Consider the following 17,889-nt stretch of genomic DNA (forward strand, 5'->3'; position numbering starts at 1 on the left):
TAAAATTGGGGTCTTTAAGAACATATTTATTATGAAAAAATACAGTTTAGCAGTATTGCTTTTTGTAGTGAGCTCATTATCAGTAGTAGCTCAGCAAAAAATTACTTTAGAAGAAATTTGGGGCGGTGCCTTCAGAACTAAAGGAATGGACGCTTTAAGTGCCATGAAAAACACCAACCAATATACGGTGTTAAATTATGACAGAAATTCTAAAAGTTATCAAATCGATTTGTATGATTTTGCAACTTTAGAAAAAGTAAGTACACTTTTTGATACTAAAAATCACTCAGAAGTATCATCAATCGATAGTTATTCATTTGATAAAAATGAGAAAAAGATTTTAATTGCTACTAAATCAAATCCTATTTTCCGTCATTCTTTTACTGCCGAATATTTTATTTACGATATTCCTTCAAAAACGGTAAGTAGTTTTACTACTAACGCTATTCAAGAGCCTGCTTTTAGCGCTGATGGAACTAAAATTTCATATGCTTTTGAAAACAATTTATATGTTCATGATTTAGTATCGAGAGCAAGTATTCAAATTACTAATGATGGTAAAAAAAACAAAATCATCAATGGTATTACGGATTGGGTTTATGAAGAAGAATTTGCATTCGTAAAAGCTTATGATTGGAATTTAACAGGAACAAAAATTGCATACATCAAATTTGATGAAACCGAAGTTCCAGAATTCTCAATGGATATGTACAATGAAGGATTATATCCAACACAAACCGTTTTCAAATATCCAAAAGCGGGTGAGAAAAATGCAATCGTTTCTTTACATATTTTCGATTTAAAATCAGGAACTACTAAGAAAATCAACTTGGGAGATTATAAAGATTTTTATATTCCAAGAATCAAATGGACGAATGACGCGGCTACTTTAAGTGTTCAAGTAATGAATCGTCACCAAAATAATTTAGACTTACATTTTGTAGATGCTAACGCAGGAACTACAAAAATTGTTTTAAACGAAAAAGATGCAGCTTATGTTGATGTTACTGATAACTTAACTTTCTTAAAAGACAATAGTTTCATTTGGACATCAGAAAAAGATGGTTTCAATCATATTTATCACTACGACAGAGCTGGTAAATTGAAAAAACAAATTACTTCTGGAAAGTGGGAAGTAACTAATTATTACGGATTTGATGAAAAATCTGGAATGATTTATTATCAATCGGTAGAAAATGGTTCTATCAACAGAGACGTTTATGCTATTAAAGTAGACGGAAAATCAAAAGTGAGATTGTCTTCTAAAAAAGGAACTAATTCAGCAACATTCAGCCCGAATTTTCAATTCTTTATCAATACGTATTCAAGTGCTACTTCAGCACCAACTTACACTTTAAACGATTCAAAAACGGGAGCAGTTGTTAAAACAATAGTTTCTAATGAAGCAGTTGAAACTAAATTGGCAAAATATGATGTAACTCCAAAAGAGTTCTTTGTATTAACTACAGAAAAAGGGCACCAATTAAACGCTTGGATGATTAAACCGAAAAACTTTGATGCTACTAAGAAATATCCAGTTTTCATGTTTCAATATTCAGGTCCGGGTTCACAACAAGTTGCAAACACTTGGAACGGAACTAATGATTATTGGTTTATGATGTTAGCACAACAAGGTTACATTGTAGCATGTGTTGACGGAAGAGGAACAGGTTTCAAAGGAGCTGCTTTCAAAAAATGTACACAAAAAGAATTAGGAAAATACGAAGTTGAAGATCAAATCGATGCAGCTAAAGTAATTGGAAAATATAACTACGTTGACGCTTCAAGAATCGGAATTTTTGGTTGGAGTTATGGCGGATTCATGTCGTCAAACTGTTTGTTCCAAGGTGCTGATGTGTTCAAAATGGCAATAGCTGTGGCTCCAGTAACTTCTTGGAGATATTATGATAGTATTTACACAGAGCGTTACATGCAAACTCCGCAAGAAAATGCAAGTGGTTATGATAACAATTCGCCAATTAATCACGTAAGTAAATTAAAAGGAAACTTCTTGTTAATCCACGGCACAGCTGATGATAATGTACATGTGCAAAATACAATGAAAATGGTGGAAGCATTAGTTCAAGCTAACAAGCAATTTGATTGGGCAATTTATCCAGATAAAAACCATGGAATTTACGGTGGTAAAACACGCTTACAATTGTACACAAAAATGACGAATTTTATTAAAGAAAAATTATAATAAACCAATAAACTAAAACTAATTATATGGAAAACAATGCTGTAAAAACTGGACATCCTAAAGGGTTGTACTTTTTATTCTTCACAGAAATGTGGGAGCGATTCAGTTACTATGGAATGAGAGCCATCTTTATTCTATTCATGACAAAAGTATTATTGATGAAAGATGCCGATGCTTCTGAAATCTACGGAAGTTATACCGGTTTAGTATATCTAACACCTCTTTTAGGAGGTTACTTGTGTGATAAATATTTAGGAAACAGAAGAAGTATTATTATCGGAGGTCTGTTAATGGCAATTGGTCAATTCTTTATGTTTTTTAGTGCTTCAGTTGGAGTTAATGGTGGAGTTTCGTTGATGTGGATGGGTTTAACTGCAATTATTATTGGAAATGGTTTCTTTAAGCCGAATATTTCAACAATGGTAGGACAATTATATCCTGCAAATGATAGAAGAATTGATAGTGCATTTACTATATTTTACATGGGAATCAATTTAGGAGCTTTCTTTTCTCCTTTAGTTTGTGGTTCTATGGATTTTAAATGGGGATTCTTAGCAGCAGGTATTGGAATGTTAATTGGTCTTGTAGCTTTTATATTAGGTCAGAAAAAATATTTAATTTCTGAGGAAGGAAAAGAAATTGGATTGGTAGTTAAGAAATTAGATGCAAAAAGTATTGCAATGATTATTGGTTCAATAGGAATTATCTTCTTTATGTTGAACTTCAAACAAATGTTTAAAAGCGATGTGGATATCATTAGCTATTTCATTTATGGAGCAATGGTTGCTATGCCAATTTTAATCTTTAGTGATAAAAGTTTAACCAAAATTGAAACACAAAGAATAACGGTGATTTTCCTTTTAGCGTTTTTCGTGATTTTCTTTTGGGGAGCTTTTGAACAAGCAGGAGCTTCATTAACTTTATTTGCTGATAGACAAACTGAAAGAACTATTTTTGGTTGGGAAATGCCTGCATCCTATTTTCAATCTGTAAATCCATTAGCTGTTATTTCTTTAGCTCCAATTATGACGATTGTTTGGGGATTCTTATATGCAAGAAAATTAGAGCCGTCTTCTCCAAAGAAAATGGCAATTGGACTTGGTTTAGTAGCTTTAGGATACGTAGTAATTGCAATCGCAGTTAAAGGCTTAGGCTTAGGTGAAAAAGTTTCAATGTGGTGGTTAATTGGTCTTTATGTAATTCATACTATTGGAGAATTATGTTTATCACCAATTGGATTATCAATGGTTTCTAAATTAGCACCATTACGTTTATCATCTTTAATGATGGGAACTTGGTTCTTAGCAAATGCTGCGGCTAACAAATTTGCAGGAACATTAAGTGCTTTAATTCCTGGTGGTGAAGATGGTACTGGAGGAGCAACTTCATTTATAGGTTTTCAAATTACTAACCTGTATGAATTTTTCATTTTGTTTATTATTATGTCGGGAGCTGCTGCAGCCATTCTTTTCGTACTGAGTTCTTGGTTAGAAAAAAGAATGCACAACGACCATATTGAAGGTCAAACAGAATAAGTGATAAAATAAAATATTTTTTATATCTTTCAAACCTACAAGAAACCCTTGTAGGTTTGTTTTTTTAATACAATAAATTATGTGGAAAAGTCATCCTAAAGCATTGCCTTACTTGTTTTTATCTGAAATGTGGGAGCGTTTCGGTTACTATTTAATGATTGGTATTTTTACCTTATATCTTAAAGATGTTGAAGCCGGATTCGCTATGACCGAGAAAGAAGCATCCGATTTATACGGAACTTTTATCGCTTTGGTCTTCTTAACACCTTTTATTGGTGGATTAGTTGCCGATAGATATTGGGGCTACAAAAAATCTATCGTAATTGGTGGTATTATGATGGGAGCGGGTTATTTCATGATGGGAATTCATGATATTACAATGCTTTACATTGCCATGACTTTAGTTATTGTAGGGAACGGTTTTTTCAAACCAAATATCTCAACACTTTTAGGTAATTTCTATACTGAGGATAAATTCAAAGACAAAAAAGATGAAGGCTACAACATTTTCTACATGGGAATTAACGTTGGAGCGTTCATTTGTAACTTCTTCGGAGCCGCTTTACAAATTTTATTAGGTTGGCAATATGCCTTCATGGCGGCTGGAGTTGGAATGTTCATTGGTGTAATTGTTTTCTTATTAGGAACAAAACACTACGGAAATCAAACTGATAAAAAAGGAGTACAACCTGGCGACATGCCTTTTTATAAAATTGTACTTTTCATTTTATTACCATCAGCAGTTTTTGGAGTTATTGGTTGGTTATTAAAAGGAGTAACTTCTGAAGCAAATCCTGGTGGTTATATTTTTGGTTCGGATAGTACCGATGCCTTTATTTTTGCTTGTATTCCAGTAATTTTCTTCTACGGAAGTTTGTATTTCAAAGCTAAAGTGGAAGACAAAAGACCAATCGGAGCTTTGTTAACCATTTTCGCAGTGGTAATTTTATTTTGGGGAGTTTTCAAGTTGAATGGTTCTGCATTAAACACTTGGGCAGACCGTTATACCGATAGAGAAATAACAGGAACGACTCAAACCGTTTTCAATGGATTGAAATTAGCCAAAGAAGTAGAATACAAAAAAGACACGGTTGAATTATACGATGCCAGTTTCCGTATTCAAAAAGTGGATGGAGAAGTTCAAAAAACGGTAGATTATCCTGTTTATTTCAGAAACGTAGCAAAAGATAAATTACCTGAAGAAGGAGCAACAGTTTCGCTTTGGGCAACCAATTTAAGTCAGTCGATTAATCCAGGTTGGGTTATTATTTTAACACCTTTAGTCGTAGCTTTTTTCACATTCTTAAGAAGCAGAAAGAAAGAACCTTCAACACCAACAAAAATCGCATTTGGATTATTAATTTCAGCTTTGTCAGTTTTAGTAATGATTGCTGCTGTAAATATGGGAGCAAACGGTTCTGAAAAAGTAAGTGTTTGGTGGTTAGTGGCTAATTACGGAGTAATCACCATTGGAGAATTATTCTTAAGTCCGATGGGATTATCAGTAGTTTCAAAATTAAGTCCAACGAACATTACTTCATTAATGATGGGCGGTTGGTTTTTATCTACTTCTATCGGAAATAAATTAAGTGGTGTATTAGCAAGTCTTTGGGATACTTATGATAACAAGCAAGACTTCTTTTGGATTAACTTCGGATTATTAATGTTTGCAACTTTGTTAATGTTCATTTTATTGAAACAACTAAACAAAGTAATGCAAGAAAAAGGAATTCACTAAGATGCAAGCAACTCAAACTATAGAAGAAATTCAAAATTTTGAAGGAAAATATCCAAAACAACTTTGGTATTTATTCTTTAGCGAAATGTGGGAGCGTTTCTGTTTCTACGGAATGCGCGGTATGTTAACTTTTTTCATGGTTCACGAATTATTCATGAAAGAAGATGTGGCTAATTTACAATACGGAGCAACACAAGCCTTCGTTTATGCTTTTACATTTGTTGGGGGATTATTTGCTGATAAAATTCTAGGATATAGAAAATCGCTTTTTTGGGGAGGAATTATGATGATTATCGGGAGTGCAATTTTAGCATTCGATCCCAAACAATTCTTTTTCCTTGGAATAGCTTTTACTGTAATTGGAACTGGTTTTTTTAAACCTAATATTTCTACTATGGTAGGAACATTATACAAAGCCAATGATGCAAGAAGAGATGCTGGTTTCTCATTGTTTTATTCTGGAATTAATATTGGTGCACTTTTAGGAGGTTACGCTTGTATTTATTTAGGTAAAAATTATTCTTGGAACTTAGCTTTTGGTTTAGCAGGAATTGTAATGACAATTAGTTTAGTTACTTTTCTATTTACGCAAAAAAGTATGGCAAATATTGGACTTTCTCCTTTATTGCATCTGCAAGATTCGAAAAGAAAATTATATGAATATGCAACGTATATTGGAACAATAGTAGCTATTCCACTAATTATGACAATGGTTTCCAATCCAGAATATACTGATTATTTCATGTACACAATCGGACCAATTACATTGTTGTATTTGGTTTACGAAATGCGAAATTTTTCAATTCAAGAAAATAAAAAATTAATTGCCGCAATGGTGTTTATTGTTTTTTCAATTTTCTTTTGGGCATTTTTTGAGCAAAGTGGTGGTTCATTGAGTTTGTTTGCTGCTAATAATTTAGATAGTGATTTTTTAGGTGTTAATTTAGATCCAAATGGAGTAAATAATGCAGCTAACTCTTTATTCGTAATCATTTTTGCACCACTTTTAGGATTGGTTTGGGTTTGGTTGAATTCAAGAAAAGCCGAACCTAATACGGTTGTTAAATTTGGTTTAGGATTTTTGTTTTTAGCTTTGGCTTTTTATACGTTTTATTTCACTCGATTTTTTGCTAATATTGATGGAATGACTTCGTTGGAAATTTTTACATTGGCATATTTCATTATTACATTTGGAGAACTTTGTTTATCACCAATCGGGTTGTCGATCATGACCAAACTATCTCCATTAAAATTACAAGGAGTAATGATGGGAATGTGGTTTTTAGCAAGTGCTTACGGGCAATATGTCGCTGGTATTTTAGGTGCTGGAATGTCAAGCGCTAATGAAAATGCCTCAAAGGCAGAAAAGCTAATTACTTATACAGATGGCTATCAACAATTAGCTATTTATGCCTTAATCGCAGGGGTTGTTTTAATAGCGATATCACCTTTGGTTAAAAAATTAATGCAGGAAGTTAAGTAGTTAACATTTTCTGGCATCTAATTTGATTAATTTTGTTTTATAAAATTTAAAATATGAAGAAGATTTTAGTAATAGCGTTTTTAACTTTGACTAGTATGTCAATGCAAGCGCAAGAAGAATTAACTTGGCATACTGATATGTCAAAAGCAACCGATATTTCTATAAAAGAAAATAAACCTATGTTCTTGTTTTTTACAGGTTCCGATTGGTGCGGATGGTGTATTCGTTTGCAAAAAGAAGTTTTTAAAACGCCAGAATTTATTAAATGGGCAAAAGAAAATGTTGTTTTAGTTGAATTGGATTTTCCAAGAAAAAATAACCAAACAGAAGATATTAAATTGCAAAATGCTCAATTACAACAACAACTTCAAGTTAGAGGATATCCAACTGTTTGGTTTGTAAGTGCTGCAAAAACGGCTGACGCTAAAGTAAATTTAAATGCTTTAGGAAGTTCTGGTTATGTAGCTGGTGGTCCAAAAGTTTGGATTGACGGAGCTAATCAGATTATTCAGAAAAAATAAGAATTATTTCAATCTATAGAATCCCTTTTCAGCAATAGCATGAAAAGGGATTTTCTCTTTTCTACAAGTCGCTTCCCAAACTTTAATGGTGTTTTTATAATTGCTTTTATCTGCAATAATTTCTTTAGGTTTCATTTCTAAAATCAAACGTGATAAATTGATTTTTGGATTTTGGGTAAGCACAATAATTTCAGGACGAATTGAGGTTTTATATATTCCTAAACTATCAATAACTAAAATTCTTTTATTCTGAAATGAAATCGTGTTTTGTAATGGAAAAATGCGCAACGAATCAGAAAATGTCCCTCGGGTGTAGTGATTTAAAGTAGTGTTGTGATTTTCTGGAATATCGCTAAAAGCCATTACGTTGTTTTGATTTTTGATACCAATTAGCGTTGTTTTTTCATTGAAAATCACCAATTCACTGCTGTTGTTTTCGTTCCATTTTATACTGATGTAACTCAATTGGAAGAGTAAAAGTGTTCCTAGAATATATTTTACATTTTTAACTTTAGCGTGATACAACCAATAGACAAAAGCAATTATGACTAAGTACAACGAAAAAGTCAGCCAACCAGAAAACGAAATATTCGTAATAATACCACTTTTAAATTGTGCAATCCAATGAATGTAATCGTTCATAAATTGAATGCTGAATTCTAAAATTTTCCCAAGAAAAACCGCAACAGAAGGAAGAATGTAATTAAGTGGTAAAATCACAATTCCAACAATTAAAACCAAACTCGATAGCGGAATGATTACCAAATTAGCTAATAAAAATAATAAAGGTAATTGGTTAAAATAATACAAACTCAAAGGTAAAACACCAATTTGCGCTGCTAAGGAAACTAAAATTGTATCGGTGAAGTAAATCGAAATTTTATTGTCTGTAAAATAAAACTTCTTATAAAAAGGTTGAAATAACACAATCGATAAAACAGCAGCATAACTCAATTGAAAACCAATATCAAAAATGGCATTTGGTTTCACTAATAAAATAAGAAAAGCAGAAATAGCCAAGGCGTTATAAATCGCTTTTGGTTGGTTAAAGTAATTCCCAATACTAATGAAACTAAATAAAGTCACTGCTCTGGTTACCGAAGCTGGCAAGCCGGTAAGTAAAGCAAACAACCATAAAATTCCCAAGAAAATCAACAATTGAATTTCCGCTCCAAATTTCATTCTTTTTAAAGGTTTCAATAAGAACACAATAAAGAAGTAAATGATGGAAATATGCAAACCCGAAATAGCTAAAATGTGAATTACACCAGCATTGGAATAATCGGCAATGGTTTCTTTGTCTAATTCCAATCGTTGTCCTAAAATTAAAGCGTCAATGATGGCTTTGGTTTTGGGTTCAAAATGATGAATGTCGAAACTTTTACTAAGATTATTTCTTAATGTTTCAATATAAAAATCAATCGTTTTATGTGTTTGAATGATTTTAATTTGATTTTCACGAGTATAAATTTGATGAAATACGTTCTGCTTTTCAAGGTATTTAGAATAATCAAATTGGTACGGATTAAAAGCTTTTGGGATAGGATAAACGGCATTATTTAACCAAATTTCATCACCTGAATGTAAGGTTTCATAGTTTGTTTTTGGAACATAAAGTAATAGTTGCCCTGAAGCTATTGTATCATTAAAATGTGAAAGTGTAATAAAATATTTGTTGTATTTTTCATTTGGTTTTAATGTAGTTGAAACGATTGCTCGAATTGAATTCGTTTCTTCAAATGACTTTTTAGAGTAATGATTTTTCGAATTTAGATCAGAATGAATATAAAAACTCATCATTCCTAAAGTAAAGGCGAGTAGGTAAGTGGCAATTCCAAAAAGAGTATTTTGAAGCAAAGCTTTTTTACTTTTCCAAAATAGAAAACAAAAAATCCCTAAACACAAAAACAATGAAACAATAAGAGTTGATAAACTCCATTGCAAGTTATATTCTGCAATAATACCTATCGCAAAACTAATGGTAATGGTAAGTAAAGGAAACTTAAATACTTTCAATCACTGTTGTTTTTGAAGTAGTATTTAGTTTTAAGGAGTTGGGACTTCTCATCCCAAAAATATAAAAAATCAGTTAAGTTTCTAATAAAATGATGAGAATCTTCTTTATTTTTTAAAAGAATTTACAATCAATTCGGCTGTTTTTTTGCTAGCGCCTTCTCCTCCTAATTTTTGTTTCAATTCAGTGTAATTGTTCAATAACACAGCGCGACTTTCGGAATTTAGAATTTTATTCAATTCTAATTTTAAGTTTTTTGTGTTCAATTCTTCTTGAATTAATTCTTTAACCACTTCTTTGTCCATGATTAAATTTACCAATGAAATGTATTTTAGAGTGATAATGCGTTTAGCAATTTGGTACGAAATATAACTTCCTTTATAACAAACTACTTCAGGAACATTAAATAAAGCGGTTTCTAAAGTTGCCGTTCCAGAAGTTACTAATGCAGCATGAGAATGACTCAATAAATCATAAGTTTTATTCGAAATAAATTTCACGTTTTCATTGGTCAAAAACGTTTTGTAAAATTCGTATTCCTGACTTGGAGCACCAGCAATCACAAATTGATAATCCGGAAAATCTTTCACTACCGAAAGCATAATCGAAAGCATTTTAGCAATTTCTTGTTGGCGACTTCCTGGTAATAAAGCTATAATTGGTTTTTCAGATAACTGATTTTCTTTTCTGAAAATTTCATCCGAAACTTCAGTTCTACTTGCAATGGCATCTATTAACGGATGACCTACAAAATGAACTGGAAAATTGTGTTTTTTCTCGTAAAAATCTTTCTCAAACGGAAGAATTACATACATAAAATCCACATCGCGTTTGATAGCTTTGATGCGATTTTCTTTCCAAGCCCAAATTTGAGGTGAAATGTAATAATGTGTTGGAATGTTGCGCTCTTTTGCCCAAGTCGCAATGCGCATATTAAATCCAGGATAATCGATAAAAATAATCGCATCAGGTTGAAATGCTTCAATGTCTTTTTTACAAATTTTGATGTTGTTCAAAATCGTTTTTAGGTTCATGATAACTTCAATAAATCCCATGAAAGCCAATTCACGATAGTGTTTGACTAAAGTACCGCCTACATTTTGCATCAAATCGCCACCCCAAAAACGAATTTCGGCTGATGGATCTTTTTCATACAAAGCCTTCATTAAGTTTGAACCGTGTAAATCGCCCGAAGCTTCTCCTGCTATGATGTAATATTTCATTTATTTTTTCTTTATAATTCCCAAGAATTCAATTGTTGCATTGCATGATGTGCAGTTAAATCAAATTGTACCGGTACAATCGAAATGTAACCATTTTCTAAAGCCCATTCATCGGTATCTGTTCCTTTGTCTAAATTGACAAACTTACCAGTTAACCAATAATATTCTTTTCCTTGTGGATTTGTTCTTTTATCAAATTCTTCTTGCCACATAGCTTTCGCTTGGCGGCAAATTTTTACTCCTTTTATTTCTTCTTTGCTTAATTTCGGGAAATTAACATTCAAAATTACACCTTCAGGTAAACCATTTTTCAAAACTTCATATGCAATTTGTTTGATATGACCTTTGATGGGTTCAAAATCGGCATCCCAACTATAATCTAACAATGAAAATCCGATTGCAGGAATGCCTTCGATTCCAGCTTCAACCGCAGCACTCATGGTTCCAGAATAAATAACATTAATTGAAGAATTAGAGCCGTGATTAATTCCAGAAACACATAAGTCGGGTTTTCTTTTTAGTATTTCGTTTACTGCAATTTTCACGCAATCTACTGGAGTTCCACTACAACTGTATTCTTGTTCAAGTTCATTGTCTAAATGTACTTTTTCTAGTTTTAAAGTGTTGTTAATGGTAATCGCGTGTCCCATTGCGCTTTGTGGACTATCTGGAGCAACAACTACAACATCACCAAGTTCTTTCATTACTTCAATTAAAGCGCGAATTCCCGGTGCAACAATACTATCGTCGTTAGTTATCAGTATAAGTGGTTTTGACATTCTTCGTACATTTTTTGCTAAATTAAATAATTTAAACCAAAACCTTTTTTTTGTATGCCTATTTTTGTTGGTTTAACAAAAAATTATAGTATTTTGCACACTTGTGGCACGATTTTTTGTTTAATTTAGTTGAAAATTTTTCAATGAAACGAATAGTGGAATTTATGAAAAGAAATTATAAGGTTATATTGTTGGTAACTGCTTTATCAGCAATATTGTGGAGTTTTGTTCCTAGTGAAAAAAAGGAAGACCCAGAAAAAGACAAACTTTTGTTAGAACTGCTAACTTTTGTTTTAGAAAAAGGACATTATAGTCCGGTTGAGTTAAATGATGACTTTTCTAAAAAAGTGTACAGTAAATATTTGAACAATATTGACCCAACAAAACGATTCTTTTTACAAAGTGATATAGATGAGTTCAGTAAATATGAAACTCAAATTGATGATATGATTAAAAATAAAGATTTAACATTCTTTAATTTAACTAATTCTCGTTTGTTGAAAAGAATGAAAGAATCTAGAGCTATTTATGAAGAAATTTTAGATAAGCCTTTCGATTTCAAGATTAATGAAAGCATAAATGTAGATTATGAAAAACTGCCATTTAGTAAAAATAAATCTGAATTAGTTGACAGATGGAGAAAGCAATTAAAGTTGTCTGCGCTTTCTTCTATTACAGATAAAGAGCAACTTGAGGAAGATAAAAAGAAAAATGATGCCAAATATGAAGTAAAATCATTTGAGACGCTTGAAAAAGAAGTTAGAGAAAATTCTTTAAAATCTTTAAATGAATATTTTGATTTTATTGAAAAAGAGTTAGAAAGAGACGATTGGTTTGCAATATTTTTAAATTCAATTGTAGAACGTTTTGATCCACATACATTCTATTTTTCTCCAGATGATAAAGAGAAATTTGATGTAAGTATGAGTGGAACATTCCAAGGAATTGGTGCGCGTTTACAAAAGAAAGAATCTGGAGTTGAAGTTTCAGAATTAATTTCTGGTGGTCCGGCTTGGAGAGGAAAAGAATTAGAAGCTGGAGATTTAATCCTTAAAGTAGCTCAAGGAAAAGAGGAGCCACTTGATATTGCAGGAATGCGTTTGGATGATGTAGTGAAAAAAATCAAAGGGCCTAAAGGAACAGAAGTTCGATTAACAGTTAAAAAAGTTGACGGTACAATAAAAGTTATTTCAATTATTAGAGATGAAGTTGAAACTGAAGAAACGTTTGCTAAATCTAGTGTAGTTGAGAAAGATGGTAAAAAATATGGAATTATTTATTTGCCAAAATTTTATATCAGTTTTGAAAACAAAGAAAATCGTGATGCCTTCAAAGACGTCGCAGCTGAAATCGAAAAATTAAAAGCACAAAACATCGATGGTCTTGTTATGGACTTGCGCGATAATGGAGGAGGTTCTTTGGAAACAGTTGTTAAAATGGTAGGGTTGTTTATTCCAGAAGGGCCAATTGTTCAAGTAAAAGCTCCAGGAAGAAACCCTGAAATTTTACCAGATCCAGATAAAAGAGTTCAGTACGATGGACCACTTGTAGTAATGATTAATAATTTCTCGGCATCAGCTTCAGAAATTTTTGCGGCAGCAATTCAAGATTATAAACGAGGAATTGTTGTAGGTAGTAAACATTCTTATGGTAAGGGAACTGTTCAAAACATGATTGATTTGAATCAATTCATCAGAGGAAATTCTTATGGTGATTTAGGAGCCTTAAAAACAACTATTCAGAAGTTTTATAGAATTAATGGAGGGTCAACTCAAAAAGAAGGTGTAAAAAGCGATATCGTTTTTCCAGATCGTTTTGCCTATTTAGATATGGGAGAACGTGATGAAGAAAGTGCATTGCCTTGGGATAAAATAGAACCAGCAAAATACCAACCGTTAAATATTAACTATGATAATGTAATTGCAAATAGTAAGAAAAGAATTGCTGCTAATCCAACTTTTAATCTTATTGATGAAAATGCAAAATGGATTTTTGAACGTAAAGATGAAAATGATTTCAGTTTAAATTTAAACGAATTTAATAAAGAAATTGCAGTTGCAGATGAGAAGATTAAGAAGTTTAAAGCTATCTCAGATTATAAAAACAAGTATCAGTTTACTTCTTTACCCGATGAAGTTGCGTTGTTTGAAAAAGACACGTTATTGAAACAAAAAAGAGAGCGTTGGCATGAAGACATGCAAAAGGATATTTATATGGAAGAGACTTTAAATGTCATATCTGATATTAAATTGTTAACTAAAGCAAAAGGATTTACTCAGAAATTGAGTATGAATTAATAAAGTAAAAGGAACAAAAAATCCCGATTCGTGAGAATCGGGATTTTTTGTTTTTAGTTGTTTCTACTAGTTAAAAGCTTGTTCTAAATCAGCTAATAAATCTTCGATATCTTCAATTCCTACGCTCAAACGAACTAAATCATCTGAAATACCTACTTCTTTTCTTTTATCTTCTGGAATAGAAGCGTGTGTCATTAAAGCTGGATGATTCGCTAACGATTCCACTCCACCTAAAGATTCTGCTAAAGTGAATACTTTTAAATTTTCTAAGAATTTAATCGCATCTTCTTTTTTACCTGATTTGAAAGTAAAGGTTACCATTCCTCCAAAACCACTCATTTGCTTTTTAGCAATTTCATGAAATGGATGTGATGCTAAACCTGGATAATACACTCTTTCCACTAAAGGATGATTATCTAAATATTCCGCTACTTTCTCACCATTTTCGCAATGACGTTGAACACGCAAATGCAATGTTTTAATTCCTCTTAAAACCAAGAAAGAATCCATTGGCCCTAAAGTTGCTCCAGTTGCAAATTGTTTGAAATGTAATTCTTCGCCTAATGCTTTATCTTTGATAATTAAAGCACCTGCAATAACATCTGAGTGACCTCCTAAATATTTAGTTGCTGAATGCATTACAATATCTGCACCTAAATCCAATGGTTTTTGTAAATATGGCGTTGCAAAAGTATTGTCTACAGCAAATAAGATATTGTGCTTTTTAGTAATCTGAGCAATCGCAGCTATATCCGCTAATTTCATTAATGGATTAGTCGGTGTTTCTACCCAAACCAATTTTGTGTTTTCGTTGATTAACGATTGGAATTTCTCCAAATCATTCATATCTACAAAATGAAATTTGATACCGCTATCTTTGTATAATCTTGTGAATAATCGGTATGTTCCTCCATATAAATCGTCCATTGCGATGATTTCGTCACCTGCTTTGAACATGCGCAACAAACAATCGGTTGCTGCTAATCCAGAAGAAAAAGCTAAACCTCTTGCTCCGTTTTCGATACTTGCTAAAGCATCTTCTAAAGCGGTTCTTGTTGGGTTTGCTGCTCTACTGTATTCGTAGTCGCCAATTGGTTTTCCAGGACTTGATTGCACATAAGTCGATGTTTGAAACACAGGAGGCATTACCGCTCCCGTTACTTTTTCATGATGTTGTCCACCATGTATCGTTTTTGTATTGAATTTCATTTTAAAAAATTTTTACAAAGGTAAATAAAAGTTGGTTGATGCTACTTTTCGAATCGTTAACAATTCGCTAAATATGCTTTTTAATCGACATCATAATTCCTAAATGAATTCCTTCATGATAATTATTGAACTCCATCGCTTCTTTCCAAGTTCCTAAATGAAATCCGGTTTTGGTTTGATACGGATGATATTCTTTGAAAATTCCGACTTCAAAATCAGCTTTCGTTTTTTCAACCATTTCGGATAATAATTTCTTGATTTCATCTACTTCTGCTTGAGTAGTTTTTCCATCTGGACGCGATCCATTTTGATATTTCTCAAAAAGCGAATCGGAAATATGCATTGGTAAACCTGATAAAGCATAGACCAATTTCTGTTGGGAAACAACTACGTGTCCCAAATTCCAAATCAAATTATTGCTCATTCCTGCTGGAATTGTATTGAGTTGTTCTAATGAATAATTATCAAAAAACTTCAAATAAATATTTCTGCTGGTTTCCCAAATTCTAAAAGTTGCTTCCATTGCTTAATTTTTTATAAAATTACTGATTTTTAGAATTCAAAAGGCTGTATTTTTGCATCAGAAATTGAAAAACATCAAAATGAACAAAATATACTATTTGGCTTCGTGTGATACCTGCCGAAAAATCATCAAATCACTTCCAAATTCTGATAAATTAACGTTTATCGATATTCGCCAAAATCCAATTTCGGAAAGCGATTTAGAAGAAATGTATCAACTTTCGGGAAGTTACGAAGCGCTTTTCAGCAAAAAAGCTCAGTTATATAAATCATTAGGTTTAAAAGATAAAAATCTAACTGAAGCCGATTTCAAAAAATACCTTTTAGAACATTACACGTTTTTGAGTCGTCCCGTTGTTATTTTTAATAATGAAATTTTTATCGGGAACACGCAACCTAATATACTTAAACTAACAAAAGCTCTTCAAAGTGTCTAAAAGAAGTTGGGCATTAGTTGCCGCCACCTTAGTTTCCATCATTTACGGCGTAACTTTTACGATTGCTAAAGATGTGATGCCAAAATATGTTGACGCATTCGGGTTTATCGTAATGCGTGTTGGTGGTTCGGTTTTGTTATTTTGGTTGATTTCCTTTTTTGGTCCAAAAGAAAAAATTGCTAAAGAAGATTTTCCTCGAATTGTTGCAGCTGCGTTCTTCGGAGTAGCTTTTAATATGCTGACTTTTTTCAAAGGATTGAGTTATACTTCGCCTATTATGGGAGCCGTTTTGATGGTTACAACACCTATGATTGTGCTTGTTTTATCGGCATTCATCATGAAAGAACGCATGGAAAACCGAAAAGTATTGGGAATCATTTTAGGCTTAGCTGGAACGATAACTTTAATTTTATACGGAAAATCATTGGTAAACGCTACAAATGCAAGTTTAGGAAATTTATTGGTTTTTGTAAACGCGGTTTCATACGGATTTTACCTCATTATCGTGAAGAAATTAATGGATAAATACAACGCCTTTACCTTCGTAAAATGGATTTATACTTTTGGTTTTTTGATGGTATTACCTTTTGGTTGGGGCGAATTTCAAGCTATAGATTTCGCTAATTTACCAACGGATATTTTCTGGAAAATTGGTTTCGTAGTGGTGTTTTCAACGTTCTTAACGTATTTGCTAAATTTAGTTTCCATGCGCGAACTAAAACCAACAACCGTAGCGGTTTTTATTTATTTACAACCACTTTTTGCCACTATTTTTGCAGTAAGTTTAGGAAAAGACGATTTGAGTTTGGTGAAATTAATTTCGGCAGTGTTGATATTTGTCGGAGTTTATTTGGTAACGCAGAAAGCCTCCCCCAACCCCTCCAAAGGAGGGGAGAAAACTTCCTAAATAATTTTAAATCACAAATAAATACACAAACTTATTCCCCCTTTGGGGGTTAGGGGGCATTTTCTTATCTTTGAAGACATTTTTATAACGTATGATACACTCCATGACGGGTTTTGGGAAAGCATCTTTGCAATTACCAACCAAAAAAATTACCGTAGAAATCAAATCGCTAAACAGTAAAGGTTTAGACTTAAATACGCGAATGCCATCGGTTTTTCGTGAAATGGAATTGGGTTTACGCAATCAAATTTCGCAACGTTTAGAGCGTGGAAAAGTTGATTTTTCGCTTTATGTTGAAGTAACTGGCGAAGAAACCACTTCAAAAATCAATGTACCGATTGTGAAAGGGTACATTAACCAAATGAAAGCCGTAATTCCAAATGCAGATGAAACAGAATTGATGAAAATGGCGGTTCGTATGCCTGATGCTTTAAAAACCGAGCGCGACGAAATCGATGAAAACGAATGGAAACAAATCCAAACCGTGATTGATGAAGCGTTGGAAAACATCGCGAATTTTAGAAAAGATGAAGGCGCTTCTTTAGAAAAAGAATTCCAATTGCGCATTTCAAACATCAATAATTTAATGAACGAAGCGGTTTCTTACGATGCTGAACGCGTTGAAACCGTAAAAACTCGTTTACGTACTGCTTTAGATGAATTAAAAGTCAATGTAGATGAAAATCGTTTCGAACAAGAATTGATTTTTTATCTAGAAAAATACGACATTACTGAAGAAAAAGTACGTTTGGGCAACCATTTGAACTATTTCTTAGAAACCTTAAACGGAACAGAAGCTAACGGAAGAAAATTAGGTTTCATCACGCAAGAAATGGGAAGAGAAATCAATACCATGGGTTCAAAATCGAATCATACCGAAATGCAAAAATTGGTGGTGATGATGAAAGATGAATTGGAAAAGATTAAGGAGCAAGTATTAAACGTTTTATAGTTTAAGCCACAGATTACACAAATTTTCACGGATTAAAATCGTTATAATCCCTTAATCCGTGGCAAAAAT

The 17,889-nt window shown here is 32.5% G+C and carries 14 protein-coding genes; 9 read left to right on the forward strand and 5 right to left on the reverse strand.

Going from position 1 to position 17,889, the window contains the following annotated elements; translation table 11 throughout:
* The first annotated feature begins 31 nt into the window (after window positions 1–31).
* The 5 genes from AAEO58_RS04175 (at window position 32) to AAEO58_RS04195 (ending at window position 7,480) form a co-directional block, all read left to right on the forward strand.
* A complete protein-coding gene (locus AAEO58_RS04175) occupies window positions 32–2,203 on the forward strand; it encodes a S9 family peptidase (protein ID WP_341682137.1) in 2,172 nt (723 codons plus the stop codon).
* A gap of 26 nt (window positions 2,204–2,229) precedes the next feature.
* Window positions 2,230–3,738, forward strand: a complete 1,509-nt coding sequence (locus AAEO58_RS04180) for a peptide MFS transporter (RefSeq protein WP_341682138.1) — start codon at window positions 2,230–2,232, stop codon at window positions 3,736–3,738.
* A 79-nt stretch (window positions 3,739–3,817) separates the two neighbouring features.
* Window positions 3,818–5,476 carry a peptide MFS transporter gene (locus AAEO58_RS04185; RefSeq protein WP_341682139.1) on the forward strand — a complete coding sequence of 553 codons (1,659 nt, stop codon included), beginning with the start codon at window positions 3,818–3,820 and terminating at the stop codon, window positions 5,474–5,476.
* A 1-nt stretch (window position 5,477) separates the two neighbouring features.
* The gene (locus AAEO58_RS04190; RefSeq protein WP_133610230.1) at window positions 5,478–6,959 is read left to right on the forward strand and encodes a peptide MFS transporter; all 1,482 of its coding nucleotides are present in this window, start codon (window positions 5,478–5,480) and stop codon (window positions 6,957–6,959) included.
* A 53-nt stretch (window positions 6,960–7,012) separates the two neighbouring features.
* A complete protein-coding gene (locus AAEO58_RS04195; RefSeq protein ID WP_341682140.1) occupies window positions 7,013–7,480 on the forward strand; it encodes a thioredoxin family protein in 468 nt (155 codons plus the stop codon).
* Window positions 7,481–7,483: 3 nt separating this feature from the next.
* Here the strand turns inward: AAEO58_RS04195 and AAEO58_RS04200 are convergent, their stop codons facing one another.
* The 3 genes from AAEO58_RS04200 to surE all read right to left on the reverse strand — a co-directional run bounded on the left by AAEO58_RS04200 (window position 7,484) and on the right by surE (window position 11,496).
* Window positions 7,484–9,496 (reverse strand): ComEC/Rec2 family competence protein, encoded by a 2,013-nt coding sequence (locus AAEO58_RS04200; RefSeq protein WP_341682141.1) that lies wholly within the window; start codon window positions 9,494–9,496, stop codon window positions 7,484–7,486.
* A 105-nt stretch (window positions 9,497–9,601) separates the two neighbouring features.
* Entirely contained in the window at window positions 9,602–10,717 is a 1,116-nt protein-coding gene (gene lpxB, locus AAEO58_RS04205; protein WP_341682142.1) for a lipid-A-disaccharide synthase, read from the reverse strand.
* Window positions 10,718–10,728: 11 nt separating this feature from the next.
* Window positions 10,729–11,496: a 5'/3'-nucleotidase SurE gene (gene surE / locus AAEO58_RS04210; RefSeq protein WP_341682143.1), complete on the reverse strand. Its 768-nt coding sequence runs from the start codon at window positions 11,494–11,496 to the stop codon at window positions 10,729–10,731.
* A gap of 143 nt (window positions 11,497–11,639) precedes the next feature.
* Here surE and AAEO58_RS04215 point away from each other — a divergent pair, with 143 nt between their 5' ends.
* Complete coding sequence (locus tag AAEO58_RS04215; RefSeq protein WP_341682144.1) at window positions 11,640–13,793, forward strand: carboxy terminal-processing peptidase; 2,154 nt, start codon at window positions 11,640–11,642, stop codon at window positions 13,791–13,793.
* A gap of 66 nt (window positions 13,794–13,859) precedes the next feature.
* On the opposite strand, the gene AAEO58_RS04220 is transcribed toward AAEO58_RS04215, so the two are convergent.
* Window positions 13,860–15,002, reverse strand: a complete 1,143-nt coding sequence (locus AAEO58_RS04220; RefSeq protein WP_341682145.1) for a cystathionine gamma-synthase — start codon at window positions 15,000–15,002, stop codon at window positions 13,860–13,862.
* A gap of 67 nt (window positions 15,003–15,069) precedes the next feature.
* Entirely contained in the window at window positions 15,070–15,525 is a 456-nt protein-coding gene (locus AAEO58_RS04225) for a DinB family protein (RefSeq protein WP_341682146.1), read from the reverse strand.
* A gap of 79 nt (window positions 15,526–15,604) precedes the next feature.
* Between AAEO58_RS04225 and AAEO58_RS04230 the strand changes: the two genes are divergently transcribed.
* The 3 genes from AAEO58_RS04230 (at window position 15,605) to AAEO58_RS04240 (ending at window position 17,820) form a co-directional block, all read left to right on the forward strand.
* The gene (locus tag AAEO58_RS04230; protein ID WP_341682147.1) at window positions 15,605–15,961 is read left to right on the forward strand and encodes an arsenate reductase family protein; all 357 of its coding nucleotides are present in this window, start codon (window positions 15,605–15,607) and stop codon (window positions 15,959–15,961) included.
* On the forward strand, window positions 15,954–16,868 hold the full coding sequence (locus AAEO58_RS04235; protein ID WP_341682148.1) for a DMT family transporter: 915 nt from the start codon (window positions 15,954–15,956) through the stop codon (window positions 16,866–16,868). Before AAEO58_RS04230 ends, AAEO58_RS04235 begins: the two co-directional genes overlap by 8 nt.
* Before the next feature lie 91 nt (window positions 16,869–16,959).
* Window positions 16,960–17,820 carry a YicC/YloC family endoribonuclease gene (locus AAEO58_RS04240; protein WP_341682149.1) on the forward strand — a complete coding sequence of 287 codons (861 nt, stop codon included), beginning with the start codon at window positions 16,960–16,962 and terminating at the stop codon, window positions 17,818–17,820.
* Window positions 17,821–17,889: the final 69 nt, after the last annotated feature.

This window comes from Flavobacterium helocola, from assembly GCF_038289885.1.
Classification (GTDB): Bacteria; Bacteroidota; Bacteroidia; order Flavobacteriales; family Flavobacteriaceae; genus Flavobacterium; species Flavobacterium cheniae.